Origin of the sequence: Pandoraea sp. E26, assembly GCF_000681415.1 — a bacterium.
GTDB classification, from domain to species: domain Bacteria; phylum Pseudomonadota; class Gammaproteobacteria; order Burkholderiales; family Burkholderiaceae; genus Pandoraea; species Pandoraea pnomenusa.
The window spans coordinates 169,100-194,635 of the sequence record NZ_AYXJ01000007.1 but is presented as its reverse complement, the minus strand read 5'-3'; the positions used below and the strand labels follow the sequence as shown (position 1 = coordinate 194,635).

Below are 25,536 nucleotides of genomic sequence, written 5' to 3'. Positions count from 1 at the left end.
TGCAAGTTGCGTCGATTGGCGTGAGACCGGCGTTACACCAGCGACGGGCTGCCTGCCGGCAGGAATTGTCCTCGGCCGGCAGCGGGTTCCAGATACTGACCGTTGGCGACCAACTGTTCGCCTCTCGAGAAGCAGTGCACCGGCCACCCCGTGACTTCGCGCCCCTCGTAGGGCGTGTAGTCGACGGCGTGATGCAACTGCGCGTTGCGGATGGTCATGCGCGCCTCGGGGTCCCACAGCACGATGTCGGCATCCGCGCCCACCGCAATCGTTCCCTTGCGCGGGTACAACCCATAGAGGCGCGCGGGTCGATATGACGTCAGTTCGACGAATTGATGGAGCGAGATGCGCCCTTGCCGTACGCCGTCGAACAGCAACGGCATACGCGTTTCGATGCCGGGAATGCCGTTCGGGATGTGCTCGAACGATTGTGGCTTGCCGCCCGGCTTCTTGCCCTGGGGGTCCTCGTAGTTGAACGGAGCGTGGTCGGACGAAAACACGGAGAACACGCCTTGCCGGAGGGCCTTCCAGACGGCCTCCTGGTTATCGGTGTCGCGTGGAGGGGGACTGCACACGCATTTCGCACCGGCATAACCGTCGTCGCCCGGATGCCCCATGTCCTCGGCACTCAGGTAGAGATATTGCGGGCACGTTTCGGCAAGGATCTGCATGCCCCGGCCCTGTGCCCAGCGGATCTGTCCGACGGCCTCCTTGCCCGAGACATGCACGATGAGGATCGGCACGTCGACCAGTTCGGCAAAGGTGATCGCGCGGTGCGTGGCTTCGCGCTCGACGGCGGCCGGGCGCGCGAGGCCGTGAAACTTCGGGGCGATGCGCCCCTGTCCCACGAGCTTGTCCGTCAGCCACGCGATGCAGTCGGCGTTCTCGGCGTGCACCATCACCAGCGCATCGTGCTCGCGGGCGACGGACAGCACTTCCAGAATCTCGCGATCGGAGAGCTTGAGATCGTCGTACGTCATGTAAATCTTGAACGACGTATAACCCTCCCGGATCAACTGCGGCAACTCTTCGCGCAACACCTTTTCCGTCGGATCCGAAACGATCAGGTGAAAGCTGTAGTCGGCAACGGCGCGCCCATGCGCACGGCGATGGTAGTCCTCGACCGCGGCGCGCAGCGAGCCGCCCTTTTCCTGCGCCGCGAACGGGATCACCGTGGTCGTGCCGCCACAAACGGCCGCACGCGTACCGGTATGGAAGTCGTCGGCCATGCGCAGCCCGTCCGGCATCGGCTGGTCGAGATGGCAGTGACCGTCCACGCCGCCGGGAAGTGCCAGCAGCCCGGTCGCATCGATCTCGCGCGCCCCACCGGCAAGGTGTTTGCCCAAGGCCGTGATCACACCGTCGCGCACGCCGATGTCGCATTGAAAGCGGTCGGACGCCGTCACGACGTCGGCGTGACGAATGACCAGATCGAAGGTGTCGCCCATTGCCTTATGCTCCTTCGGTAAACAGTTGTCCCCAGCCGCGCAGCTCACGCGTGTCGATCCCCGCGAGCTGCATCGACTTCCAGATGACGGTCGAGATCGTGTCGTACATCGGGATGCCGGTCCTCGCTTCGAGGTCGCGCGCGAGCGGCGCCGCATGCAGATTGGTGCAGAAGGTCGTGATCGCCTGCGGACGCGACTGCGCGACTTCGCCGACAAGACGCGACAGGGTCTCGCCGCTGACCTCCGAGAACTCGAAGTTCCTGCTCAGGCTCAGATGGCGCTCCGACGTGCACCGAATGCCCATGCGCGCGTAGTTCGCGACGATGCGTTGCTGCACGTCTTCCAAATAGGGCGTAACGAGCCCCAGTTCGGTCACACCGGTGCGCGTCAGAATTTCGTTGAGCGCGAGCACCGACGTGGTGGCGGGAATGCCGGTCGTCTCGGTGATCTGCCGGCACAGCGCCTCGTCCGTCTCGAACCCCAGCCAGCCGGCGGACGTGCCGTTCCACGCGATGACGTCGACCTGCGCGTCGGCGAGCAGTCGCGCCGCATCGAGAATCTTGGGCAGGTCGAATTGCCCCAGGGCGCTCGCCCCGAGCGAAATCTCGGTGACGCGAAAGCGCGAGAAGTGAACCGACACATTGTCGAGTCCCGACACCATCGCGCTCGTGATCGGCTCGAGCGCCGTGTTCGAGGACGGCGTGAGCATGCCAAGCAGCTTTCTTTTTTTCGTCGTCATGGTCTTACCTGAAGCACGGAGATCGGCCAACGGACAGGCTGGCCGATCGTGGTTTGAAAAGGTTGCGCAACTGTCAGACGGGCAGCTTGCGTTCGTAGTCGATCAGCGTGGAGCACACGAACAGGCCAACGCCGGCGGCCGCGAAGAACATCAGGGCGAGGAAGTACGAACCCGTGGTCTGCACGATGAGGCCGACGATCAGCGGGACCGAAATACCGCCGATGTTGCCGCCGAGATTCATCACTCCCCCGAGGAAACCCACCTTGTGGCGCGTGCCGAGAATCGACGGAATGCACCAGTACAGCCCGCACCAGCGAAGGAAGAAGAGCGTGGAGGACAGCAGTGCGACCGTCGCGACATCGCTCTTGACATAGGCCACGGAAAAGATCGAAACGGTCGCGACGATCGCGGCGATGCCGAACAGGGTGCGCATGACCTTATTGGCGGACCCGCCCGCGGCTTTCCACTTGTCGCCGATCCAGCCGCCAAGCAACTCGCCGACGAAGCCGCAGAAGAAGATCACGAAACTCGCGCCGCCCATTTGCCGGATATCGAATCCGTGCACCTTGTGGAGGTAGTTCGGCATCCAGGTCAGCAAGCCGTAAAAGACGGTGTTGAAACACATCCAGCCGAGGGCCATGCACCATACGGAACGGTACTTGAAGAAGTCGAGCGAGCGGCCGGAGAGATTGGCGGGTTCGGCCTGATGTTCGCTCGCCTGCGCCTGTTCGATATGGGTCGCTTCCTCGTCGTTCACGCCCGGGTGTTCGCGAGGGGTGTTGCGGATATAGCGCCACGCGACGTATCCGGCGAGCACCGTCCCGACACCGGCAACCACGAACGCCAGACGCCAGGATCCCAACAGCGTGATGAGCCACGTGATGATGATGGCCCCGAGCGCGGCGCCGAGCGGAGCGCCGCCGTCGAGCAGCGTTGCCCCGCGCCCGCGTTCATGCTGCGTCATCCAGATTGCGTTCAGCTTCCCGCCCGCCGGATAAATCGGCGCTTCGGCCGCGCCAAGCCCGAATCGCGTGAGCAGCAACGACGTGGCGCTCGTGCAGAACGCGGCCGCGGCCTGGAAGATCCCCCAGAAAACGGTCGCCAGCGCGATCACGATCCGGGGTTTGTATTTGTCCGCCAGCATACCCCCTGGAATCTGCATCACCGCATAGGTCCAGAAGAAGCCGCTCAGAATCAGCCCTTCCATCGCGGGCGTGAGATCGAACTCCTTGGCAATCAACGGCATGGCCACAGACAACGATGCCCGATCGATGTAGTTGATCGAGATCAGACACAACATCAAGAAAAAAATCTTCCAGCGCACGGCACTTTTTGCAGTTGCCAAAGTGGCGACCCTACCTGTCGACTGCATGGTGACTCTCCCGAGTAGATGACCTGAATACGATTCGTCGCGCGACTTGGGATGGAGTATAGGATCTGTAATCTGTAATTACAATATCGGTAAATAATTGATTTTATTAGACTTGATTTAGGGAATTCCCTATATGGTAGGATATTTATGACACTGCTAAACACGCCAGAGACCGTGACCCTTCCCCTTCAGAAATCCCATAAGCTCCGCACGCTGGGCATGGCAGCCGAGATCACGGCGCGCCTGCGCATGATGATCGAGGAAGGTGAATTGCCGCCCGGTGAGCGCATCGACGAAAAGGCCCTTTGCGAGCTGTTCGATGTCTCCAAGACCCCATTGCGCGAAGCGCTGAAGACGCTGGTCTCGGAAGGTCTTGTGCTGCACCGGCAATACATCGGATATCGCGTGGCGCCGCTGGATCTCGAGGAGCTCCGGGCCACGTTCGAGACGCTTCACGGGCTCGAGCACATGGCGGGTGAACTGGCGGCCCGGCGTCTGACCGACAAGGCGCTTGCCGCCATCGAGAAGCAGCACGGCCAGATGCTCGATGCGTACGGCAAGGGCCTGCGCACCGAGTACTTTCGAACCAATCAGGCGATCCATCAGATGATCGTCGATGGCGCCGGCAACCCGGTGCTGGCGTCGATCTACGCAAGTCTGATGAGCAAAGTGCATCGGGCGCGCGGCGCCGCCAACGCGGACATGTCGCGATGGCAGGCCTCGCATGAGGAGCACGACGAGATCATCGCGGCGCTGCGCGAACCCGGCCGTCCGCGTCTGGCGGAGGTACTGCGGGCGCACTCGGAAAACACGGCGCGGGAAGTGCTGAGCGTGGTGGCGGAAGCCATCCGGCACGGCGCGCAGCGCAACGCGGAAAAAGCGGGCTAGGCGTCAGAAGACGGGCAAACGGAAGGGTGCGAGCCTGCACATGGCACGAGCGCACGAGCGCGCCACGCGTCGTCGCACCGCGCTCAGACGATCATCGCCTCGCCCATGCGAACCTGGCAGCCGGCAGACCAGTCCGGGCTGAACCGTCCCATCCCCGGCGGCACGAGCAGCACCACCGTCGAGCCGAGCTGGAAGTGCCCCATCTCCTCGCCCTGCTTCAGGAAAACGTCGCGCTGCGCATAATCCCACGTACTCACGCCCGCTGCCCCACCACCGCTGCGCGGATTGACAATGCCATGCCACACGGTCGCGATGCTTCCGACGATCGCCGCGCCGACCAGCACCATGGCGAAAGGCCCCTGCGGAGAATCGAAGTCGCATACGACACGCTCGTTGCGCGCGAACAGGGCGTCGACGCCACGCGCGGTCGCGGGGTTCACCGAGTAAAGCGCCCCCGGCACGTGTCGCATCGAGCGAAGCCGCCCGTCGCACGGCATGTGGATGCGGTGGTAATCACGCGGGCTCAGGTAAATCGTGGCGAACTGGCCGTCGTTGAAACGACTCGCCTGCGCGGGGTCGCCGGCCAGCAGCGCGCCGCTGCCGAACGTTTTGCCCTTGGCCTGAAAAATCTGGTCATGTGCGATCGTGCCGAACTGACTGACCGCGCCATCGGCCGGGCAGATCATCTGCGCCGAAGCGAGCGGGCGCGCACCGGGGCGCAGTGCCCGGGTAAAGAAGTCGTTGAAGGTCGTGTACGCCTCGGGCGCCTGCCGCTGAGCCTCCGTCATGTCGACACCGTAGCGGGCAATGAAGCGCCGAATCACCCAGGGCGTCACGGCACCCAGGCGCCGATTCGCCAGGCAGCCGAACGCACGCGTCATGAGCGTTTTGGGCAAGACATGTTGTAGCAATACGAATGCGCGGTCGGACACAGGTGGATTTCCTAGGTATCGATCAGGGTACGAAGTCATGCGGCGCCTGGCGGCATCGGTGCCGAATTTACCATCGGCGCGATTATGCACAATCGGCGAGCGCCGCAGCGCACTTTCGACCAAAGTTCGCGATTATCCCGGAATTCCGCCAACGTTCTCGCATTTTGGCGATGGGGGCGTTTTGCGTTGCGAAGCGAGGTCGACCAGCCGCACGATAGCCGCCTGCCGGGCACGTGGCGGGCACGTGGCGGGCACGTGGCGGGCACGTGGCGGGCACGTGGCGGGCACATCGCGAGCACATGGCGAGCACGCGGCGCGCAGATATCCGGCCCCCGGCGACCGCGACGCGATCTGGCCCCGCGATGGTAAATCACGCGGATTCAAGACGCAAAAAAACCGGCCCGTCTGACGAGGGGCCGGTGTGGGCAGGGAAGTGCCGCGCCGCGGGTACCGCCGGGGCACCCGGTTCGACGCGCGGCCGTGTATGCCGACGATCAGGCGGCGCGACGCTTGAGCAGATCGAGTGCAACGTCGACGATCATGTCCTCCTGACCGCCCACCATCCGACGCTGCCCCAGCTCGACCAGGATGTCCACGGTCTTGAGGTTGTAGTGCGCGGCGGCGGCTTCCGCATGGCGCAGGAAGCTCGAATACACGCCTGCGTATCCGAGCGCGAGCGTCTCGCGATCCACACGCACCGCGCGGTCCTGCAGCGGACGCACGATGTCGTCGGCGGCGTCCATGAGCGTGTACAGGTCGCAGCCATGGTTCCATCCCAGGCGCGACGCCGCCGCGATGAAGACCTCGAGCGGCGCATTCCCCGCCCCTGCCCCCATGCCGGCGAGACTCGCGTCGATCCGGTCGCACCCCTCTTCCACCGCAACGATGGAGTTCGCCACGCCGAGGCTCAGGTTGTGGTGCGCGTGCATGCCGGTAAGCGTCTCGGGCTTGAGCACGTCCTTGAATGCGCGGAAGCGATCGCGCACATCGTTCATGCCGAGCGCACCGCCCGAGTCCACCACGTAGATGCACTGCGCGCCATACGATTCCATGAGCTTGGCCTGTTCGGCCAGATGCTGTGGCGTGGTCATGTGGCTCATCATCAGGAAGCCAACGGTGTCCATGCCCAGCTCACGCGCATAGGCAATGTGCTGGCGCGAGACGTCGGCTTCCGTGCAATGCGTGGCGATGCGCACCACGCGGGCCCCCGCGTCATACGCCTCGCGCAGGTCGTGCACAGTACCCACGCCCGGCAACAGCAGGGTGGCGACCTTGGCGTGCGTGACCGTCTCGGCCACGGCGGCGATCCACTCGAGATCGGTGTGCGCGCCGAAGCCATAGTTGAAGCTGGAGCCGGACAGGCCGTCGCCGTGCGCGACTTCGATCGAATCGACACGGGCGGCATCGAGCGCGGCCGCAATCGCCTTGACGTTGGCAATGCTGTACTGGTGACGAATCGCGTGGCTGCCGTCGCGCAGCGTCACGTCGGAGATATAGAGCTTTTTCTGCGTCATGATGGTGTGAGTCTCCTGATAGCGCGTGCGACGTTCAGGCCGCGAGCGCCAGGCGCGTCGCGGCAATACGGTCGGCGCAGGCCAGCGCGGCGCTGGTCATGATGTCGAGGTTGCCCGCGTAGGCCGGCAGGTAGTGCGCGGCGCCTTCGACTTCGAGGAACACCGACGTCTTCAGGCCCGTGAGCTTGCCCAGGCCCGGCACGTTGAGCGGACGCGAGGCGTCGAACAGCTCGAACTGCACCTTCTGCTTGAGGCGGTAGCCCGGCACGTAGCTGTGCACCTTGTCGACCATCGCCTGAATGCTCGCTTCGATCGCGGCCTGATCGCCCGGCTCCGACAGCACGAAGACGGTGTCGCGCATGATGAGCGGCGGCTCGGCCGGATTGAGCACGATGATGGCCTTGCCGCGCGACGCGCCGCCGAGCACCTCGATGGCCTTGGAGGTCGTTTCGGTGAATTCGTCGATGTTGGCGCGGGTGCCAGGTCCAGCCGACTTGCTGGAGATCGACGCGACGATCTCCGCATAGTGCACCTTGGCGACCTGCGAGATGGCAGCGACCATCGGAATCGTGGCCTGACCGCCGCACGTCACCATGTTGATGTTGCGCGCATCGAGGTGCGCGTCGAGGTTGATCGACGGAATCACGTACGGACCGATCGCCGCCGGCGTCAGGTCGATGACCTGCACGCCGCGCGCTTGCAGCAGTTCGTTGTGATGCGCGTGCGCCTTGGCCGACGTCGCGTCGAACGCGATGCGGATGTCTTCGAATCCCGGCATGGCAAGCAGGCCGTCGATGCCGCCGGCCGTCACCGGCACGCCCAGACGCTCGGCACGCGCCAGGCCGTCCGAGGCCGGGTCGATACCGACCATCGCGCCCATCTCCAGATGCTCGCTGTTACGCATCACCTTGATCATCAGGTCGGTGCCGATGTTGCCCGAGCCAATGATCGCCACTTTCTGTTTGCGTCGTTCTGTCACTGTCGTCTCCTGAACGTGTCCGTCGACCGGTATGAGGCGCATAGTATTTCCCCGCCGACCAAAATGTCAACATGTAAACATTGATCTCATATATTGGGATTTTAAGAGTGCAAAGCCTGGCACGGCTTATCCACATTTTTTGTTCACAAGCCCGTTGATAACTTGCGGAAAAGCATGCCAAGTGACTGATTCGACAGGGAAGAATGACGACGCGCGAAAGTTGTGCCGCGTGCGCGAAAACCAGGCGCGGCGCGGGTTTTCGGTGGATGCCGTTATCCACAGAATCTGTTTGCAAGCCAGTGGACAACTTCAGGATAGGTCGCCCAAGTCCTTGATCGGACGCGGGAAAAGTGTCGCGCATATTTGCTGCGCCATCGCCCCGATCCTCGAGACGCGGCATGGTGGGCCGGTCGGGCGCACTTCGGCGGGAGGCGTCATCGCATGCGTTATCCACAGAAAATGTTCACAACCCGGTGAATAACACGTCGATATCCGGCGTATGCCTTTGACGCAAAAGGCTTTCTTTTCGTCGCAGCCGGATCGGTCACGTCTTGCAAGAGCGGCGGGCACCGGGAGAGGCGCGGGTCGCGAGGCGAACTTTTCGCCGGTGAGGGGGGTCTAGAAGACACGCGAATGCGGGGCAGGCGCGCCGTCGTCCATACCGGCACTGACTCCGGCACCGGCACCGACACCGACACCGACACGTTACCCGCCCCCTGCCCGCGCCACGCGTCGCCCCGCGATGTCGACGATCACGATCGACACGCGTCTCGCAACATCGCTCGCACAACCATGACTACGCCCCCCCAATGCATCGGGCGGCTCGCGCCATCGATCTCACTCGCATCGCTTGCCGTCCACACCCGAATCGTTCTCTCTCCCTTGCGCGTCCATCCGCTACGCCGCGCGTTTCAGGCGTCGCGTCGCCATGCGCTCGCGCTGGGTGCCGCCGTCGCCTGCCTGTCGCCACTTGCCGCGCGGGCAAACGACGCCCCCGGCGTCATGTCGACCTGGACGGGTGCGATCGTCGACGAAGTGCGCGACGTGGCCACGCAAGGCGCCAGCGATCTGTACGTGCCCTTGCACACGCATCATCTGCGCTTCGCCTACACGGCCGACAAGATCGCCCAATACAACGAAAATCCCTGGGGCCTGGGCTACGGCCGGGTGTTGTCCGACGGCAGGAATGGCTCGCGCATGCTCTACGCCATGGCATTCAAGGACTCGCACAACGACTGGTCGCCGATGGCCGGCTACGGCCGCATCTGGAACGTCGCGAACGCGGGCCCCGTGCGCTTCGGACTCGGCTACACGGTGTTTCTGATGTCGCGCTCCGACACGCTCGGCGGTGTGCCCTTCCCCGGCGCGCTCCCGCTCGCCGAGATTGGCGTGGGACGCGCGTCTGTCTCCACCGCATATGTGCCTGGCGGCAAGGGCAACGGCAACGTGTTGTTCATCTTCGGGCGCTACACGTTCGGCAAACCCGGCTGATGCCGCGCGGGGTCAGTCGGCACCATGGCGCGCGCGCTCCATGCGCCGAACCCCGCGATGTACAGATAGGCCGCCGCCGGCACCAGGAAAGACAACATGAGCCCGGCGGCGTCGGCGAGCATGCCCTGCAGATAGGGCAACACCGCACCGCCCACGATCGCCATGCAGATCAGGCCGCCCCCCTCGCTCACGCGCGCCCCCAGTCCCCCCACCGAAAGCGAGAAAATCGTCGGAAACATGATGGCATTGCCCAATCCGCAAGCCAGCAGCAGCCACATCCCGAGCGACGCCGGCACCGCCAGCGACGCCACGATCAGTGTCAGGTTGTACAGCGCGCATACGCTGAGCATCTTGCCGGGAGACACCCGGCGCAGCAGCCATGCGCCGACGAAGCGCCCGACCATCGCTCCGCCCCAATAGAACGGCAAATATCGGCTCGCATGCGCGTGGTCGGCAATGCCCGTCTGCGTGTTCGTCAGAAAGACAATGAGAAAGCTGCCGATACTGACTTCCGCGCCGACATAAAGAAATAGCGCCACGATGCCGTAACGCAAGGGACGGTGCGCGAACAGGCCGCCAACGTTGGCGCGCACACCCGGTCGCGGCGTCCCGGTGGCGCCCGGCTCCGGCAGCGCCAGGCGCCACAGCACGATACCGCCCAACGCCAGCACGCCCGCCAGCAGGCCATAGGGTCCGCGTACGCTGTCGGCGGCGTGCCCGGCGACCGCCGACGATTGCGGCGCGAGGATCCAGAGGGCGGCGAGCGGCGGACCGATCGTGGTGCCCAGCGAGTTGAATGCCTGAACGAGCGTCAGACGGCTCGCGGCCGCACCGCGCGAGCCCAAGGTCTCCACATACGCATTGACGGCGACCTGCAGCAGTGTGACGCCGCTCGCGAGCACGAAGAGTGCAGCGAGGAAACAGGGATACGAGACCAGTGCCGCGGCCGGAAAGAACAGTGCGCAGCCAAGACCTGCCAGCCACAGCGAACTCGCCAGGGCGCGCCGGTAACCGACGCGCGCCGTGTACTGCCCCGCCGGGTACGACACGACGAAATAGGCGGCGAAGAAGCTCGACTGGATGAGCGCCGCGTCGCGATACGTCAGGTCGAACGCCGCCTTGAAGTGAGGCACGAGAATATCGTTGAGCGACGTGATGAGTCCCATCGCGAAGAACAACGTGGCGAGCACGGCAAGCACGCGGTTCACGGAAGGCCGGGCCGCCGGAGCCGCATTCCAGGCATCGGGGCCGCAAATGGTTTGGTCCGGGGTTTGGTCGGCGGTTTGGGGGGCGGTTTGGGGGGCGGTTTGGGCTGCGGTGCGGGGTTCGCAGAGGCGATCGTCGGGCATGCATCTCTCCAGAGGGCAACGGCACTAGCGCGTTGATGCGCAATGAAGGGGGGCAGACGTAAGGAGTGTAGACCGCACTATCCATGCCAGGATACGGGGGAAATCTCATATTTGCGTGACGCGGCGATGTTTCCGATACGCCGTGGAGCGCGCGTTTTATCTAGTTGTTCGCTGTTTTCGGCGCTTGTCAGCCGACATCTTTTGATCGACTATCCGCAGCACGGGATAGGCCGCACATTCGGGGATACATCATGCGGGGATTGGCTTCATTCAAGATTGCGACAGCATGGCTAGTCGCGGGCACGCTCACCTATGCGGGCCACGCGCAGGCGCAGCCAGCGCCTGCCGCGCTCGCACCGCTCGCCTGCAACTGTGCGCAGATCGTCGCCGACTGTTCGGCTTCCGTATCCGTTCTGCCCGTACGCGCCCTCAACGGCGCGTTCTCGGCCGACGTGACGCTGCAGACCGACGCGCCGTCATGTGCGAAGGTCGACTACCAGCTCGATGACACGGCGTACGTGACGATTGTGCAGAACGGCGCGCAAAGCGCACTGCGTCTGTACGGCACGCGCCCGCTCACGCGCAACAACCTGTCGCACATGTCCTGCCACGCGTGCGCGTCGGCTTCGACCCCTGTGCCCAACGACGGCTTGCCGCCGGAGATGGCGCGCGTCGACGGCGCCCCGGGCACCTACAGCGCAGCGCCGACCGCGCCGATCGCGTACGCAGCGCCGGCCCCGCTGGCCGGCCACGGTGCGCAAGTGCAGCCGCTCCCGGCGACCGCCGACGCCACCAGCGCAGCCACGACGCAGCCGCCGCCGAGCCAGATCGGCGACACGGCGGGACTGAACGCGGTGAACGCCACCCGCGCGGGCACCCCCGACGTTGCGCGCGACGTCACGTCGATCGACGCACCGACACCGGCCGGCGTCACCGTCGTGACCCCACCGATTCCGCCGGGCACGGTCATGCAGGCGAGCGCGCAGGTGCCGGCACGCGTGGTGAACCCGTCGGGACGCTGGCGCGGCCTGTGCACGAACGCGCCGCTATGGTGGCAGTTGTGGGGCTCGCCCATGACGCGACTCATGTCGCTCGCGCTCAACGGCGCGCAGGTCACGGGCAGTGTCGACGATGTCGAGCCGAATGTTCACACCTCGGTACAGGGCACGCTCGTCGGCGAAAAACTGCAGATGGCCGGCAGTTTCGGCGCAAAGCACGACATCACTTTCGGCGCCGACGGCACCACGCTCACCGACGCCTGGTGCAATGCCGACGGTCGCTGCGAAACCTGCGAAATGCAGCGTTTCTGAGGGTTTACGGGCGATCGAGGCGTTGCCGCGCACGGCGCTTCACACGGAAAATTCGGTGTTACGTCGCCCGCAATGACGCGAGGAAAGGCGCGCCGGCGTCGCGGTGAAAAAAACGCGACGGCGCGAACCCGTCGATACGCCGCGAACAAAAGCGCGATAAATCCCGCGGGAAAACCGCTGCGATCCGGCGCGCAGCCTTGTGCGGCAAGCGCGCAACATTGTGCGCGCACTACTCGCACGAAGCGATTTCTTAGGTAGAATCGTCGGCGCAGCAAGACGTATCATTCGGGTGGCCGTTCTCCGACGGCACTTTCTTATTCTCATCGATTGGATCGATATGGCAACGGCAAAGAAAGCAGCAGCAAAGAAGGCCCCTGTGGCGAAAAAGGCCCCGGCCGCCAAGAAGGCGCCGGCAGCGAAGAAGGCTGCTCCGAAGGCAGCCCCGAAGACCGCCGCGAAGGCAGCTCCGAAGGCCGCCGCGAACGGCAAGGTTTCGCCGATCAAGGAAGCACTCAACAAGACCCAGCTCGCAGCACACCTCGCCGAACAATCGGCAGTCGCCGTGAAGGAAGTCAAGGCAGTGCTCGCCGCACTCGAGAACACCATCATCAGCTCGCTGCACAAGAAGGGCGTCGGCGAATTCACGCTGCATGGTCTGTTCAAGGTCACGTCGCAGCAAATCGCCGCCAAGGCGAAGCGTTTCGGCAAGGACCCGTTCACGGGTCAAGAGCGCTGGTTCCCGGCCAAGCCGGCTTCGGTGCGCGTGAAGGTTCGCCCGCTGAAGAAGGTGAAGGACGCCGCCCAGTAAGTCCTGCGCTCACGCCGCCGTGCACGCCACGGCGCGGCGAAAAGCGAAGACCTGGCAGGCTGCGCCTGATAACGGTGCCGATTTTTCGGCACCGTTTTTTTTGCCCCCCGTTCGCTATCTCGCCATCCCGCGCCCCTGCTGCACCGCCCTCCCCCCTCGCGACCGCCGTCCCCGGACGCCACGATTTCGCGAACTCCCCACGGCCCGACGCGCGCACCCCCTGCGCTCCCGCATGTGACTGATTTCGTCATCCTCATCACTTTTACGACGGCTTCGTCGCGCCGCGCGGCGTCGCCGAACCTCGGGTTTTCGCTCGGGTAATTGCTGAGTGGACGCCTTTATTGCCGCCCGCTACCATCGCTCGGGACGCCCGTCGGCCAGTGCGCTGACCGGTCGCGGCATTTCGCTCGCGCCACACCATCGGCCACGCCGGTGGTGGTTTGCCCGGCTTCAGGAGACTCAACATGACTCGCAAGTTGTCGCGTCACCCTGTACCAGAACGCACCGCGTTGCCACACCCGGCCAGCCGCCGCACGCCCGCTGGCGAGATCGATCCGCATTCGCGCCGCGGATTTCTCGCGACGCTCGGCGTGGCGGCGATGCCTGCGGGCTTCGTCGGCTCGCTCGGCGGCACGCTCGGGAGCGTACTCACCAGTACGCTCTCGCTGTTCGCCACACCCGCCCATGCGCAGACCGTTGCCGACATCAAGAAGAAGGGAACGCTCAACGTGGGGATGCTCATCGACTTTCCTCCCTACGGCACCACGAACGCCCAGGCGCAGCCCGACGGCTACGACGCCGACGTCGCACGGCTGCTCGCGCATGACATGGGCGTGAAGGTGAATCTGGTGCCGGTCACGGGACCGAACCGGATCCCGTACCTGCTGAGCGGCAAGGTGGACGTTTTGGTTGCATCGCTCGCGATCACGCCGGAGCGCGCGAAACAGGTCCAGTTCTCCAAGCCGTATGCGGCCGCGACCATCGTGCTGCTCGGCAAGGCAGGCACGGCGATCAAATCCGCCGCGGACCTCAAAGGGCTGCGGGTAAGCGTGGCGCGCGCGAGCACGCAAGACATGGCCGTCACGAAAACGGCCCCCGTCGGCACCGAGATTCGTCGCTTCGAAGACGACGCCTCCGCCATGCAGGCGCTGCTCACCGGCCAGGTCGACGCCATTGGTTGCTCGGTCACCGTCGCGAATGCGATTCGCCAGCGCGCGCCTGGCCAGTTCGAGCCAAAGTTCAACCTGCTTCAACAGGCCATGGGCATCGCCATGCGTCCCAATCAGCCCGAGCTGCTCGCGGCGGTCAATGACTTTGTCACGCGGAATACCAACAATGGCGAGCTGAACAAGTTGTATCGGAAGTGGCTCGATACGGATCTGCCGAAACTGTCGTAGCCGCCGTCCGCTTCGGCGCATCGGGGTCGCGCCGAAGCCATCGATATCGCCCGCTGCACATTGCCCCGCCTTCACAGCCCTGCCCTTCTGCCGCCCCTCCCACACCCGACTGTATCGAAATGCGCATTTCGATACAGTCGATGCGTTCACCATCGAAGTCAGAATCGCCTCAAATCGCCTGCCGCACGGGCATTGCCGCGTCCCGACCCGAAGCACGGCAAAAAATAACTTTGCTTTCGATTCAATTTAGATATATCGTAAACACGTCTTAACTACATCGAAAAGGAGTCGCATCATGCGTGGATCACGTGGCGATTTCATGGGCCGGGGCCCGCTGGACCTGGACAAAATGGACTTTGGCGACGAACGCCGCGGCGGGCGGCATGGGCGGCGCAGCGGTGGCGAGGGATATGGCGAGGGTCGCTTCGGACGCGGCGACGACGCGCGTGTGGAACGCGGCGGCCGGGGCGGACGAGGCGGCGGCCGGCTGTTCAGCCATGGCGGCCTGCGCCTCGTGCTGCTTCACCTCATCGCTCAGCAACCGCGTCATGGTTACGAGCTCATCAAGGCCATCGAAGAAAGCGTGAACGGCACTTACAGCCCCAGCGCGGGCGTGGTCTACCCGACGCTCACGCTCCTGGAGGAAATGGGCTTCATCCGTGTGCAGGAAAATACGGGGGACAGCCAGCGCAAATCTTACGAAGTCACCGACGCCGGCCGCGAATACCTGGCCGAGAACGAGGATTCGGTGACGGAACTGCTCGCACGGCTGGCCACGCGGCGTGAACGTTCGGAAGACATGCCGCCGCAGGTCATGCGCGCGCTGCACAACTTCAAATATGCCGTGCACCTGCGTCTTGGCGGCGAGCCGCTTACGACCGATCAGGCCAATGCCTTCGCCGCGATTCTCGACGCGGCCGCACAACAACTGGAGCGACTCTGATGCAAGACAACGCTGCACCGAACGCCATCCCCGATCGCACGCCACAACGCGTGCGCCACGAACTTCGCATGCGTTTGCTCGAAGTGCGCGACGTCGAAGCGCTGACGCCCAACATGCGGCGTGTGACCTTGGGCGGCGACGATCTCGAGGGTTTCGAAAGTCCCGGCTTCGATGACCACGTCAAGCTCTTCTTCCCCGACCCGCAAACCGGCGAACTGGTGCTACCCAGGGTCGGCCCGGAAGGGGTGGCCAAACCCGCGCCCGGCGATGCGCCGCGTCTCATGCGCGATTACACGCCGCGCCGGTTCGACGCGGCGACCCGAACGCTCGTCATCGACTTCGCGCTGCACGACTCCGGCCCGGCCACCGAGTGGGCGCGTTCGGCGAAGCCGGGCGACCGCATCGGCGTTGGCGGACCGCGCGGCTCGTTCATCATTCCGATGAATTTCGAAGGCTACCTGCTCATTGGCGACGACACCGCCCTGCCTGCCATCTCGCGACGCCTGGCCGAATTGCCGGCCGGCTCGCTGGTCTTCGTGTTCGTGGAAGTCGACAGCCCGGCCGATCGGCTTCGCTTCGCGAGCGATGCCGACGTCGTGGTCGAATGGATCTATCGCGAAGGCATCCCCGCGGGACAGAGCACCGCGTTGCTCGACGCGCTTCAGGTGGCCACGCTGCCCGACGGCGACCTCCACGCCTGGGTCGCGGCGGAAGCCGGCGTGGCGAAGGCCATCCGTCGCTACCTCGTGGACGAGCGCGGCCTGAATCCGAAGTGGGTCAAGGCGGCGGCATACTGGCGACGAGGCGACGCCGCCGTGCACGAGAATCTCGACGACTGATCGCCGGGGTCGCCGTCCTGCGCAGGGCCGTGGAAAACAAGGCCGCGCGGATATGCTTCTCAACCCCACGCTCGAGCGTCTCACCTTCGTATGCACATGCCCCTCATACCGGACACAAATCTGTTCGCCGGCCTGCCCTCGCACCCCGATCCGGCGGCCGCCGAGCAGTTCGACAGGCTGATCGACCGGCCCGGGCTGCGCGTCGAGCGCATCGTCTCGACCGGGCAGGCATCTCCACCCGGGTTCTGGTACGACCAGCCGCAACACGAGTGGGTCGTGCTGCTTGCCGGCAGCGCCGGGCTGGCGTTCGCGGACTCGGCGGGCGACACGCTCGTTCTGCGGCCCGGCGACGCGGTCACGATCGCCCCGAATCGGCGTCACCGCGTGGAATGGACCGCGCAGGGCGAGACAACCGTGTGGCTCGCGATCCATTACGACTGAGCCGTCGTCGCCCCTTTGGAGAAATTCCCTGCCGCCTTTCGGAATTGCCTGATAGAAATGCCGGGAACAAATTCCGACTATGGAAACGCGCCCGGGGATGTCGAGTCCCGGCATTTCAAGGGCGGTTCACCCAAAGGGGGTACGACGACATGGAGCAACGCAAACGACACGACGGTTTCGAACGTTGGGCCGCGGGCGCGACGGCGCGTCAGGCAGGCAGGGACGATGCGCGTTGGCGCGTCTTTCGCCCCCCCGAGCAGGCCGATTTTCACGGGTTCGTCGTTTGGTGCTACACGCAGGGCGTGTTTCTCGGGCAGGAGTTCGATCGGCGGACCGACACCATTACCCACTGCTACGTGCGCAATGGCGCGTGGGCGGTCCAGTTCGATTCATACGGTGAAGCCTGCGAGCGCGCGTTCGATATTCACACGCCTACGCTGATCCTATATGCGCCTGAGCGCAATGGCAGTGTTTTCATTACCGGCACTGAACAATAGACGCCGGGCGTCACCGCTGCGCGCGACCCGACGCACGATCCAAACGAAAACACCGGGCAGCCAATCGGCTGCCCGGTGTTTTTCACGCCTCGCGAAGCGATAGGCGCGCGTCGACGTTCAGCCGCGGCGCTTGCCGGACGTCAGGTGTAGTTGCGAATATCGTCGATTTCCGTCTGACCGAAATCGTCGCGCTCGGTCAGTGCCAGAATGCGGCGAGCGACGTCCTCAGGCGACGACAGCTTTCCGCTCGCCTTGAGTTCCTGGAACCGGGCCAGCGCCGGAAAGCTTTCCTCGCTGCTGCTCCGAATCGCCTCCTGCATGCCGGTGTCGACCACGCCCGGGGCAAGCGAAACGGCCTGCACGCCGTGCTCGCGATGTTCGGCGTTCACCACGCGCGTATACATATCCAGCGCGGCCTTCGTCGAGCAGTACACGGCCCAGCCGGCGTTCGGATTGCGTCCCGCTCCGGATGAGATGTTCACGATCTGGCGGCGGGCCTGCAGGCCCTGCGTGGCCGCGAGAAAACGCGAGGTCAGCAGCATCACCGAGGTGACGTTCAGCGCGAACGCGGCGCCGATGGCCGCCGGGTCGTTCAATGCAGCGGAATTGGCCACCGGATGCACCGTGCCCGCGTTGTTGATCAGCAGGTACCGGCCGGCATTGCGGGGCAATGCGGCAAAAACGCGCTCGGCAACCTGCGCCGCGGCGGCCGTGTCGGCCAGATCGACGCAAATCTGCTCGAGCTCGACTCCCTTGGCCGCGGCCTGCGCGGCGAGGTCGTCGTCGGTGCGGCGTGCCATCGTGACAAGGCGGGTGCCAGGAGCGAGCAGGCCGCGAGCGAGTGCGGCGCCGAGACCGCGGGACGCACCGGTAAGCAAGGCAATCGTTTGGGACATCGGGAGATGGGCGGCTGGAGCACGCCGCAAAAAATGACGAATGGGACGCCATTATCCGCGCATCGACGCGGTGCCGCTATCCTGACTTTGCGTCGCTTTTCTCGCCGAGCCGGCGTGGCCGCGTCAAAACGACGCCACCGGGCTGCAAAGCGAAATGGTGTATTGCAGAATATAATCGCGAACTTCGCGCGCTGATGACCTACCGTAGTCATAGCGGACTCGGCGAGCCCTCTGCACAACGGTGCGAAGCCGCGCAGCGCTTCGGCGCCATCGCGCGCCAATGCGCGTCAATGCGCGTCAATGCGCCGAATCCCCAAGGTTGTCCGGCCGATACGGGGTTTTGAGTGCTCTGCACATTACCGCCTTATGGGTATATATTCCCCCCTCATGGAAACGATACCGAAAATCATTTCGGCACCTGATGCTGCGTCCGAACGCCCCGTGCCGCCACGTCCGCGTCAATACGACGCGCGGCTCGCACGCTGGCTCGTCACGCCGCTCGTCGACACACGCGTCACGCCGAACCACCTCACCACGCTTCGCCTGATCGTCGGCCTGGCCTGTACCTGGGCATTCGCGCAGGGTGGCTACGCCATGGCCAATCTGGGCGCGGTGCTGCTGGTACTGTCGAACTTCATCGATCACACCGACGGCGAGCTGGCGCGCATCAGCGGCAAGAGCAGCCGTATCGGCCATCTCTATGACCTGGCCTCCGACGCCCTGGTGACCGTGCTGCTGTTCGGTGGCATCGGCATGGGCGTGGATGCCATGGCCCCGGAGCAGTACCCGCTGCCCGTGCCGCTGTCGGCCTCGGCGCTCGGCTGGATCGCCGGCGTTGCCGTGGCGCTGATTTTCTTCCTGCGCATGCGCATCGAGGACCGCGTGGGCAAGGCCGGTACCCGTCAGGCCTCGGTCGGCGGATTCGAGACCGAAGACGTGTTGTATCTCATGCCGCTCGTGACGCTGTTCGATGGCACACGTGGCTTTCTGATCGCCGCGGCGATCGGCGCGCCGGTCTTTGCGCTGTTGGTCATCGCCGATTATGTGCGCGTGATGCGTCGCGCGACGCACGCGAGCATGCTTGCGCCGGACACGGCCAACGGTGCCGCACCGGCGGCCCCAGTCTCCACCGAACCCGCCGCCTTCGCGGCCGACGCCGAAATCGAACGTGCGCTCGACGCCCTCGACATCGACGATGTCTCCCGTGAATTCAAATCGCAGGACGCCTTCGTCTATCTCGAGAAATTCCTGCCGGAGTCGGTGACGCAGCAACTGATCGCCGCCGCGCGCGCGGTCACGCCGAACGTGAACCGCAACTATCTTCCCGGGCACAAGCAAGGCGGCAGCGTGAGCCGACATACGCTCGACGAGCGCGCGCCGTTCGTGGCCGAGCTGTATCGTTCGCCGGCCCTGATGCGGTTTCTCGAGCGGCTCGCCGGCGAAAAGCTGCTCCCCTCGCCGCAGGACGACCCGCACGCTTACGCGCTGTATTACTACACCCGCCCGGGCGACCACATCGGCTGGCACTACGACACTTCCTACTACAAGGGCCGCCGTTACACGCTGCTGCTCGGCGTGGTGGACCAATCGAGCTGCAAGCTCGAATACCGGCTCCACACACGCAACCCGGGCGCTGCGCAGATCGACGGCGCCGTGGCGTATCCGCCGGGGGCGCTGGTGTTCTTCGACGGGGACAAGTTGCATCACCGGATTACGCCGCTCGGCGACAACGAAGAGCGAATCTCGCTCACGTTCGAGTACGTGACCGATCCTCGCATGGGCACCTGGCAGCGCTTCATCTCCAACATGAAGGACGCCATTGCCTACTTCGGATTCCGGCAAGTGTTTCGTCAAGTACTGGGACGGACGAAACGCTAGATGAACCGGACCGCCATCGTCTCTCTCACCCTCGGTTTTGCCCTTTTCGTGGCCCTGCTGATCTGGCAGGGCACGGGATCGGTGATGTCCACGCTGGCCGGCGCCGGCTGGGGGCTGCTGCCGATCGCCGCCTTCCACCTGGTGCCGTTGGTGCTCGACGCCGCCGCGATTCAGGTGCTGGTGGCAAAGTCGTGCTCGCTGCGCCGTGCCACGCTCACCCGCTGGGTCGGCGAATCGGTCAACAGCCTGCTGCCGGCCGGTCAGATCGGCGGACCGATCGCGATGGTTCGCCAGATGAAGCAAAACGGCATGGCCGGGCGCGAGGCGGCGGCGGGCATTACCGTGAGCACCACCTTGCAGGCCGTCGCCCAGATCGTTTTCGCGCTGCTCGGCCTGGCCGTGTTCGGCATTGGCGCGACGCGCGGCACCGGCGACGGCCTGTGGATGCCGATGCTGCTGGCGACCGGGCTCATCTCCGTGCTGCTGTATGGGTTCTATGTCGCGCAACGACGCGGCATCTTCGGCTGGGCGTTTCGCATGCTCTCGAAAATGTCGTCCAAGCGCGACTGGTCGTCGCTGCTCGACCGCGCTGACGCCGTCGACGAGATCGTCCTGCGCATGTACGGCCAGCGCCGCCAGGTGATTGCGAGTTTCCTGCTCAGCCTGGTCGGGTGGATCGTCGGCACGGCCGAAGTGTGGTTGATCTGCCATTTCATGGGCTTCCCGGTCAGCTGGGTCGACGCCCTGCTGCTCGAAAGCCTGGGCCAGGCGATTCGCGGCGCCGCGTTCTTCGTGCCCGGCTCGCTCGGCGTTCAGGAAGGCGGCTATCTGTTGCTCGCTCCGCTCGTGGGCCTGCCGGCCGACGCCGCGCTGGCCCTCTCACTGGCCAAACGCACGCGCGAGTTGCTGCTCGGCGTGCCGGGCCTCGTCTATCTGCATTTCTCCGAACGTGGCTGGCGTCGCCAGCGCGAGGCGCAACAAAACGTGCCGCTGCCGTCCGCCACGGATACTGCACCGCTCTAAAGAAGGAAATCGATCATGCGGGCCATCATTCTCGCCGCAGGCATGGGCCTGCGTTTGCTCCAGCCCGAGGACAAGCAGTCGCCCAAGTGCCTGCTGAAGTTCGACGGCATGTCGCTGCTCGAGCGCCACCTGCGCATGCTGGCGGCCGCCGGTATCACCGACGTCGTGCTCGCGCTCGGCTTTCACCACGAACAGGTGAGCGAGGAGCTCGATCGCCTGAACTGGACGCCGCGCCCGAAGATCTGCCTCAATCCCGAATTCCATCTCGGCAGCGTGCTCACGCTGCATACCGCCGCGGAGGCCATGACCGCTGGCGGCGACGTGCTCGTCATGGACGCCGACGTGCTCTACGACCAGCGCATTTTCAACGCGCTCGTGGCCGGCAAGACCGCCAATCGCCTGCTCATCGACCGTGATTTCGAAGTCGGCGACGAGCCGGTCAAGCTGTGTCTGCGCGACGGCGTACCGGTCGAGTTGCGCAAGCAGGTCATGGTCGGCCTGACGTACGACACGGTCGGCGAATCCGTCGGCTTTTTCCGTTTCAACGAAGCGACGGCCGCGCGCCTTGCCGAAATCACGCGCGATTACGTCGAAACGGGCCGCGCCAAGATGCCGCACGAAGAGGCCGTGCGCGATCTGCTGCTCGAGCGCGGTGCGCAATTCGAGACCGCCGACGTCACCGGCTTCCCGTGGATCGAAATCGACTACCCTGAAGACGTGAAGCGTGCCGCCGAACAGGTGCTGCCGCAGCTCGAACCACTGACCATGGTGTCCGAATGAACGCTCCCGACGCATTTACCCTCCCGCCGACGGCAACGCGCGCCGCGCGCCTGCGCGCCATGCTGCGCAGCCAGCAACTCGAATTTCTCATGGAAGCCCACAACGGCCTGTCCGCGCGCATTGTGCGCGAGGCGGGCTTCAAGGGCATCTGGGCATCCGGTCTGGCTATCTCGGCGCAGTTCGGCGTACGCGACAACAACGAAGCGAGCTGGACGCAAGTCGTCGACAACCTCGAGTTCATGGCCGACGCGAGCGATCTGCCGATCCTGCTCGACGGCGACACCGGCTACGGCAACTTCAACAACATGCGGCGCCTCGTGCGCAAGCTCGAGCAACGCGGCGTTGCCGGCGTCTGCATCGAAGACAAGGTCTTCCCGAAGACCAACAGCTTCATCGGTGGCGAGCGCCAGCCGCTGGCCGACGTCGACGAATTCTGCGGCAAGATCAAGGCAGGCAAGGACTCGCAGGGCGACGACGACTTCTCGATCGTCGCACGCGTCGAGGCCCTGATCGCAGGCTGGGGCATGGAAGAAGCCCTGCGCCGCGCCGAGGCGTACCGTCTGGCCGGCGCCGACGCCATCCTGATCCACAGCAAGCTCAAGCGTGCCGACGAGATCGTGCAGTTCGCCCGCGAATGGGATAACCGCTGCCCGCTGGTGATCGTGCCGACCAAGTACTACAGCACCCCGACCGACGTTTTCCGGGACGCCGGCATCAGCGTGGTGATCTGGGCGAACCACCTGATCCGCGCGGCCACCTCCGCCATGCAGGCGGTCGCCGCGGAGATCCATCGCAGCGAAACGCTGGTCAACGTCGAGGACCGCATCGCGACCGTCGACGAGATTTTCCGCCTGCAGGACGCCGAGGAATACGCCCGGGCCGAAGATCGTTACCTGTCGGCCGCGAATGCGCCGCGCTCGGCCATCGTGCTGGCGGCGAGCCGTGGCAAGAATCTGGAAAGCGTGACGACCGATCGCCCGAAGGTGATGCTGCCTGTGGCCGGCAAGCCGCTGCTGCGCTGGCTGGTCGATGGCTTCAAGAAGCAGGGCGTGAACGACATCACGGTCGTGGGCGGCTACCGTGCCGACGCCATCGACACGGCCGGCATCACGCTGGCCGTGAACGAACGCCACGCCGAAACCGGCGAACTGGCCTCGCTCGCGCAGGTGGCCAACGCGTTTGCGCACGACACCGTGATCTCCTACGGCGACCTGCTGTTCCGCAGCTACATCGTGCGCGATCTGGTCGAGAGCGAGGCTGACTTTACCGTCGTGGTCGACTCGAGCGCCGCGACCACGGCCAACGCCGCGAACGCCAGCGTGCGCGACTTCGCCTATTGCTCGTCAGGCGACGATCGCGGGCTTTTCGGCCAGCAAGCGCGGCTCGAGAAGATCAGCGGCGACGCATCCGACGCCGGGCGCACACCGAACGGCCGCTGGATCGGCCTGCTGGGCGTACGCGGCGACGACGGCCGCGCGCGACTCCAGCGTGTCTTCGCGGCGTTGCAGACGCGCCCGGATTTCGACCGGCTCGGCATGCCGGAGCTCATCAACGCGCTCGCGGCCGACGGCGCCGCCATCGCGGTGCAATACGTGCACGGCCACTGGCGAGGGGTGAACGACATGGAGGAATTCCGCCGCGCGGGCGACTTCGCCCACGGTCAGACGCCCTTCAGCGGCGCAGCGTCGGAGGCACAAGGTGATTGAGGCGGGACAATTCGTCGAAGCCGCACGCAAGCATGGCTTCACTTGGTACACCGGCGTGCCCTGCTCGTTCCTCACGCCGTTCATCAACTACGTGCTGCAAGACCCCACGCTGCACTATCTGTCGGCGGCCAACGAAGGTGACGCGGTCGCCATTGCGGCCGGCGCGACCCTCGGCGAGGGCCGTGGCGCCCGTTCGGTCACGATGATGCAGAACTCGGGGCTGGGCAACGCCGTGAGTCCGCTCACGTCGCTCACATGGACGTTCCGCCTGCCGCAGTTGCTGATCGTAACGTGGCGCGGCCAGCCCGGCATCACCGACGAACCCCAGCACGCCCTCATGGGCCCCATCACGCCGGCCATGCTCGATCTGATGGAAGTGCCCTGGGAGCTGTTCCCGACCGAACCCGAGGCGATCGCGCCCGCGCTGGCGCGCGCCGTTCGCCACATGGACGAGACCGGACGCCCCTACGCGCTCGTGATGCAAAAAGGCAGTGTGGCGCCTTACCCGCTGCAACCGGCCGAGCGTCCGGCGCGTGCGGCGCAGCCGGCGCCCGTGTCGATGATGCGCGGCGTCGCGCCGTCCGGGCTGCCGACCCGCCGCGACGCGCTCGAACGCGTGATCGCTCACACGCCGCTCGAAGGCACGGTGGTGCTGGCGTCCACGGGCTTTTGTGGACGCGAGCTCTACGCACTCGGTGATCGCGCCAACCAGCTGTACATGGTCGGCTCGATGGGATGCGTCACCACGCTGGCGCTGGGCCTGGCGCTCGCACGTCCGGACCTGCGCGTGGTCGCGCTCGACGGCGACGGGGCCGCGCTCATGCGCATGGGCGCGTTCGCGACCCTGGGCGCCTATGGTCCGTCCAACCTCGTCCATCTGCTGCTCGACAACGCCTCGCACGACTCTACCGGCGCCCAGGCCACCGTCTCGCCGAGCGTTTCCTTCGCGGGCGTGGCCGCCGCCAGCGGCTATGCGCTCGCGCTCGAGGGCGACACGCTCGACGTGGTCGAGGCACTGTTCGACGCCCGCACGGCCAGCCTGAGCGAAGGCCCGCGTTTCGCGTGCCTGAGCACTCGCCCGGGTACGCCAGACGGGCTGCCGCGGCCGAAGGTCACGCCCGAGACGGTCAGGGCGCGACTGATGGACCATATTGCACAACGCGCCCCGGCTTCGGCCTGAGCGACCGATCATTCACGATATCCGACGAGGAAGCTTCGCCATGCTGTTACTGAATCCGGGCCCCGTTACGCTGACCGAGCGCGTCCGCAAGAGCTTGCTGCAACCCGACCTGTGCCACCGCGAGCCGGAATTCTTCGATTTGCAGGAAGAAGCCCGCACGCGCCTGAACGCCGTGTACGGCCTCGACCCCGCAGTTTGGACGCCGGTGCTGATGACCGGCTCGGGCACGGCCGCCGTGGAGAGCATGACCGCCGGACTCGTGCCGGAAGGCGGGCGTTTGCTGATCGTCGAGAATGGCGTTTACGGCGAACGGATCTCACAGATCGCCAGGCAGTACCGCATCGATCACGACATTCTCCATTTCGAGTGGATGCAGGCGCCCGATCTCGCGCAGATCGAGGCCAAGCTCGACTCGGCCGGGGATCGTCCGTACACGAATGTCGCGATCATCCACCACGAAACCACCACGGGCCGCCTGAATGCGCTCGCGGGTGTGGCAGCCGCGTGCCGCGCGCGTGGCATCGACCTGCTCGTCGACGGCGTGAGCAGCTTCGCGGCCGAAGCCATCGACTTCGACGATACGGCGATTGCCGCCGTGGCCGCCACCGCGAACAAATGCGTGCACGGCGTGCCGGGGGTGTCGTTCGTGATGGTGCGCAAGACGGCGCTGGCCAAGGCCTTCAGTCGCACGTATTACCTCGACATCGCGCGCCTGGCCAAGCTGCAGGCCGAGCGCAACACGCCGTTCACGCCTTCCGTGCATGCGTACTACGCGCTGGTCGAAGCGCTGCGCGAACTCGAAGACGCCGGCGGCTGGCAAGCGCGCCATGCTCACTACGCCTCGCTGGCCGAGCAGGCGCGCGCCGGTCTGGCCGCACTGGGCATCGACAGCGTGCTCCCGCCCAACGAGTCGTCGGTCGTGCTGCGCGCGTACAAGCTGCCCGCGGGGGTGGACTATCCGCGCCTGCATGACTGGCTCAAGGCCGACGGCTTCGTGATCTATGCAGGCCAGGGCGGCCTGTCCAGCGAACTGTTCCGCATCTCGACGATGGGCAACCTCACGTCCGCCGACATCGACCGCCTGCTCGCTTCGTTCGCCCGCCTGGTGAAGTGAGCGCGGGGACGG

At 65.3% G+C, this 25,536-nt stretch carries 23 protein-coding genes and 1 pseudogene; 16 read left to right on the top strand and 8 right to left on the bottom strand.

Features of this window, described 5'->3' with window-relative positions; genetic code table 11:
• Nucleotides 1-32: 32 nt before the first annotated feature.
• From hydA to W930_RS0104800, 3 genes are all read right to left on the bottom strand, one after another.
• Nucleotides 33-1,448 (bottom strand): dihydropyrimidinase, encoded by a 1,416-nt coding sequence (gene hydA, locus W930_RS0104810; protein ID WP_023873547.1) that lies wholly within the window; start codon nucleotides 1,446-1,448, stop codon nucleotides 33-35.
• Between the two features lie 4 nt (nucleotides 1,449-1,452).
• On the bottom strand, nucleotides 1,453-2,187 hold the full coding sequence (locus W930_RS0104805; RefSeq protein WP_023873546.1) for an aspartate/glutamate racemase family protein: 735 nt from the start codon (nucleotides 2,185-2,187) through the stop codon (nucleotides 1,453-1,455).
• Between the two features lie 73 nt (nucleotides 2,188-2,260).
• The gene (locus tag W930_RS0104800; protein ID WP_025249502.1) at nucleotides 2,261-3,559 is read right to left on the bottom strand and encodes an MFS transporter; all 1,299 of its coding nucleotides are present in this window, start codon (nucleotides 3,557-3,559) and stop codon (nucleotides 2,261-2,263) included.
• 147 nt (nucleotides 3,560-3,706) lie between these two features.
• Between W930_RS0104800 and W930_RS0104795 the strand changes: the two genes are divergently transcribed.
• Complete coding sequence (locus W930_RS0104795) at nucleotides 3,707-4,447, top strand: GntR family transcriptional regulator (RefSeq protein WP_036642904.1); 741 nt, start codon at nucleotides 3,707-3,709, stop codon at nucleotides 4,445-4,447.
• Between the two features lie 83 nt (nucleotides 4,448-4,530).
• Here the strand turns inward: W930_RS0104795 and asd are convergent, their stop codons facing one another.
• The 3 genes from asd to W930_RS0104780 form a co-directional block, all read right to left on the bottom strand.
• On the bottom strand, nucleotides 4,531-5,379 hold the full coding sequence (gene asd, locus W930_RS0104790) for an archaetidylserine decarboxylase (protein WP_023596987.1): 849 nt from the start codon (nucleotides 5,377-5,379) through the stop codon (nucleotides 4,531-4,533).
• 494 nt (nucleotides 5,380-5,873) lie between these two features.
• Nucleotides 5,874-6,893, bottom strand: a complete 1,020-nt coding sequence (gene dmpG / locus W930_RS0104785) for a 4-hydroxy-2-oxovalerate aldolase (RefSeq protein ID WP_023596988.1) — start codon at nucleotides 6,891-6,893, stop codon at nucleotides 5,874-5,876.
• A gap of 34 nt (nucleotides 6,894-6,927) precedes the next feature.
• Nucleotides 6,928-7,914: an acetaldehyde dehydrogenase (acetylating) gene (locus W930_RS0104780; protein ID WP_023596989.1), complete on the bottom strand. Its 987-nt coding sequence runs from the start codon at nucleotides 7,912-7,914 to the stop codon at nucleotides 6,928-6,930.
• A 750-nt stretch (nucleotides 7,915-8,664) separates the two neighbouring features.
• Between W930_RS0104780 and pagP the strand changes: the two genes are divergently transcribed.
• Nucleotides 8,665-9,363, top strand: coding sequence for a lipid IV(A) palmitoyltransferase PagP (gene pagP, locus W930_RS0104775; protein ID WP_081326921.1), 699 nt, complete (start codon nucleotides 8,665-8,667; stop codon nucleotides 9,361-9,363).
• Here the strand turns inward: pagP and W930_RS26080 are convergent.
• Nucleotides 9,339-10,571, bottom strand: a complete 1,233-nt coding sequence (locus W930_RS26080) for a sugar MFS transporter (RefSeq protein ID WP_023596991.1) — start codon at nucleotides 10,569-10,571, stop codon at nucleotides 9,339-9,341. The two genes, pagP and W930_RS26080, sit on opposite strands and share 25 nt — an antisense overlap.
• Nucleotides 10,572-10,963: 392 nt before the next feature.
• Between W930_RS26080 and W930_RS0104765 the strand changes: the two genes are divergently transcribed.
• From W930_RS0104765 to W930_RS0104735, 7 genes are all read left to right on the top strand, one after another.
• On the top strand, nucleotides 10,964-12,022 hold the full coding sequence (locus W930_RS0104765) for a hypothetical protein (RefSeq protein ID WP_023873542.1): 1,059 nt from the start codon (nucleotides 10,964-10,966) through the stop codon (nucleotides 12,020-12,022).
• A gap of 337 nt (nucleotides 12,023-12,359) precedes the next feature.
• Nucleotides 12,360-12,830: an HU family DNA-binding protein gene (locus tag W930_RS0104760; protein ID WP_023873541.1), complete on the top strand. Its 471-nt coding sequence runs from the start codon at nucleotides 12,360-12,362 to the stop codon at nucleotides 12,828-12,830.
• 599 nt (nucleotides 12,831-13,429) lie between these two features.
• Nucleotides 13,430-14,227: a transporter substrate-binding domain-containing protein gene (locus W930_RS0104755; protein ID WP_031627347.1), complete on the top strand. Its 798-nt coding sequence runs from the start codon at nucleotides 13,430-13,432 to the stop codon at nucleotides 14,225-14,227.
• A gap of 295 nt (nucleotides 14,228-14,522) precedes the next feature.
• Nucleotides 14,523-15,170, top strand: a complete 648-nt coding sequence (locus tag W930_RS0104750; RefSeq protein WP_023596995.1) for a PadR family transcriptional regulator — start codon at nucleotides 14,523-14,525, stop codon at nucleotides 15,168-15,170.
• Nucleotides 15,170-16,009 carry a siderophore-interacting protein gene (locus tag W930_RS0104745; RefSeq protein WP_023596996.1) on the top strand — a complete coding sequence of 280 codons (840 nt, stop codon included), beginning with the start codon at nucleotides 15,170-15,172 and terminating at the stop codon, nucleotides 16,007-16,009. The genes W930_RS0104750 and W930_RS0104745 overlap by 1 nt, the downstream gene beginning before the upstream one ends.
• A 96-nt stretch (nucleotides 16,010-16,105) precedes the next feature.
• A complete protein-coding gene (locus W930_RS0104740; protein WP_224785326.1) occupies nucleotides 16,106-16,450 on the top strand; it encodes a cupin domain-containing protein in 345 nt (114 codons plus the stop codon).
• A 149-nt stretch (nucleotides 16,451-16,599) separates the two neighbouring features.
• Nucleotides 16,600-16,947, top strand: coding sequence for a hypothetical protein (locus W930_RS0104735; RefSeq protein WP_023596998.1), 348 nt, complete (start codon nucleotides 16,600-16,602; stop codon nucleotides 16,945-16,947).
• 140 nt (nucleotides 16,948-17,087) lie between these two features.
• Here the strand turns inward: W930_RS0104735 and W930_RS0104730 are convergent, their stop codons facing one another.
• Nucleotides 17,088-17,843, bottom strand: a complete 756-nt coding sequence (locus tag W930_RS0104730; protein WP_023596999.1) for an SDR family oxidoreductase — start codon at nucleotides 17,841-17,843, stop codon at nucleotides 17,088-17,090.
• 300 nt (nucleotides 17,844-18,143) lie between these two features.
• Here W930_RS0104730 and W930_RS31115 point away from each other — a divergent pair.
• The 7 genes and pseudogenes from W930_RS31115 to W930_RS0104700 all read left to right on the top strand — a co-directional run.
• Nucleotides 18,144-18,722 (top strand): annotated as a pseudogene (locus tag W930_RS31115) (CDP-alcohol phosphatidyltransferase family protein); the annotation flags it as partial.
• Between the two features lie 174 nt (nucleotides 18,723-18,896).
• Nucleotides 18,897-19,721, top strand: coding sequence for a 2OG-Fe(II) oxygenase (locus W930_RS30015; RefSeq protein WP_048806866.1), 825 nt, complete (start codon nucleotides 18,897-18,899; stop codon nucleotides 19,719-19,721).
• Nucleotides 19,722-20,744, top strand: coding sequence for a flippase-like domain-containing protein (locus W930_RS0104720; RefSeq protein WP_023597001.1), 1,023 nt, complete (start codon nucleotides 19,722-19,724; stop codon nucleotides 20,742-20,744).
• Nucleotides 20,745-20,759: 15 nt separating this feature from the next.
• Complete coding sequence (locus W930_RS0104715) at nucleotides 20,760-21,524, top strand: NTP transferase domain-containing protein (RefSeq protein ID WP_023597002.1); 765 nt, start codon at nucleotides 20,760-20,762, stop codon at nucleotides 21,522-21,524.
• On the top strand, nucleotides 21,521-23,230 hold the full coding sequence (gene aepX / locus W930_RS0104710) for a phosphoenolpyruvate mutase (protein ID WP_023597003.1): 1,710 nt from the start codon (nucleotides 21,521-21,523) through the stop codon (nucleotides 23,228-23,230). The genes W930_RS0104715 and aepX overlap by 4 nt, the downstream gene beginning before the upstream one ends.
• Nucleotides 23,223-24,410: a phosphonopyruvate decarboxylase gene (aepY, locus tag W930_RS0104705; RefSeq protein ID WP_023597004.1), complete on the top strand. Its 1,188-nt coding sequence runs from the start codon at nucleotides 23,223-23,225 to the stop codon at nucleotides 24,408-24,410. Before aepX ends, aepY begins: the two co-directional genes overlap by 8 nt.
• Nucleotides 24,411-24,450: 40 nt before the next feature.
• Nucleotides 24,451-25,524, top strand: a complete 1,074-nt coding sequence (locus W930_RS0104700) for a 2-aminoethylphosphonate aminotransferase (protein ID WP_023597005.1) — start codon at nucleotides 24,451-24,453, stop codon at nucleotides 25,522-25,524.
• The last annotated feature ends 12 nt before the right edge of the window (nucleotides 25,525-25,536 follow it).

What these genes read in the sequence shown, in the direction of transcription:
- W930_RS0104750 (WP_023596995.1), top strand. Translation starts at nt 14,523, where the DNA reads ATGCGTGGATCACGTGGCGATTTCATGGGCCGGGGCCCGCTGGACCTG.
- W930_RS0104805 (WP_023873546.1), bottom strand. Translation starts at nt 2,187, where the DNA reads ATGACGACGAAAAAAAGAAAGCTGCTTGGCATGCTCACGCCGTCCTCG.
- W930_RS0104715 (WP_023597002.1), top strand. Translation starts at nt 20,760, where the DNA reads ATGCGGGCCATCATTCTCGCCGCAGGCATGGGCCTGCGTTTGCTCCAG.
- W930_RS0104700 (WP_023597005.1), top strand. Translation starts at nt 24,451, where the DNA reads ATGCTGTTACTGAATCCGGGCCCCGTTACGCTGACCGAGCGCGTCCGC.
- W930_RS0104780 (WP_023596989.1), bottom strand. Translation starts at nt 7,914, where the DNA reads ATGCGCCTCATACCGGTCGACGGACACGTTCAGGAGACGACAGTGACA.
- W930_RS0104730 (WP_023596999.1), bottom strand. Translation starts at nt 17,843, where the DNA reads ATGTCCCAAACGATTGCCTTGCTTACCGGTGCGTCCCGCGGTCTCGGC.
- W930_RS0104765 (WP_023873542.1), top strand. Translation starts at nt 10,964, where the DNA reads ATGCGGGGATTGGCTTCATTCAAGATTGCGACAGCATGGCTAGTCGCG.
- W930_RS0104755 (WP_031627347.1), top strand. Translation starts at nt 13,430, where the DNA reads ATGCCTGCGGGCTTCGTCGGCTCGCTCGGCGGCACGCTCGGGAGCGTA.
- W930_RS0104760 (WP_023873541.1), top strand. Translation starts at nt 12,360, where the DNA reads ATGGCAACGGCAAAGAAAGCAGCAGCAAAGAAGGCCCCTGTGGCGAAA.
- W930_RS0104720 (WP_023597001.1), top strand. Translation starts at nt 19,722, where the DNA reads ATGAACCGGACCGCCATCGTCTCTCTCACCCTCGGTTTTGCCCTTTTC.
- dmpG (WP_023596988.1), bottom strand. Translation starts at nt 6,893, where the DNA reads ATGACGCAGAAAAAGCTCTATATCTCCGACGTGACGCTGCGCGACGGC.
- pagP (WP_081326921.1), top strand. Translation starts at nt 8,665, where the DNA reads ATGACTACGCCCCCCCAATGCATCGGGCGGCTCGCGCCATCGATCTCA.
- W930_RS0104795 (WP_036642904.1), top strand. Translation starts at nt 3,707, where the DNA reads ATGACACTGCTAAACACGCCAGAGACCGTGACCCTTCCCCTTCAGAAA.
- W930_RS0104800 (WP_025249502.1), bottom strand. Translation starts at nt 3,559, where the DNA reads ATGCAGTCGACAGGTAGGGTCGCCACTTTGGCAACTGCAAAAAGTGCC.
- hydA (WP_023873547.1), bottom strand. Translation starts at nt 1,448, where the DNA reads ATGGGCGACACCTTCGATCTGGTCATTCGTCACGCCGACGTCGTGACG.
- W930_RS30015 (WP_048806866.1), top strand. Translation starts at nt 18,897, where the DNA reads ATGCGTCGCGCGACGCACGCGAGCATGCTTGCGCCGGACACGGCCAAC.
- aepX (WP_023597003.1), top strand. Translation starts at nt 21,521, where the DNA reads ATGAACGCTCCCGACGCATTTACCCTCCCGCCGACGGCAACGCGCGCC.
- W930_RS0104740 (WP_224785326.1), top strand. Translation starts at nt 16,106, where the DNA reads ATGCCCCTCATACCGGACACAAATCTGTTCGCCGGCCTGCCCTCGCAC.
- W930_RS0104735 (WP_023596998.1), top strand. Translation starts at nt 16,600, where the DNA reads ATGGAGCAACGCAAACGACACGACGGTTTCGAACGTTGGGCCGCGGGC.
- W930_RS0104745 (WP_023596996.1), top strand. Translation starts at nt 15,170, where the DNA reads ATGCAAGACAACGCTGCACCGAACGCCATCCCCGATCGCACGCCACAA.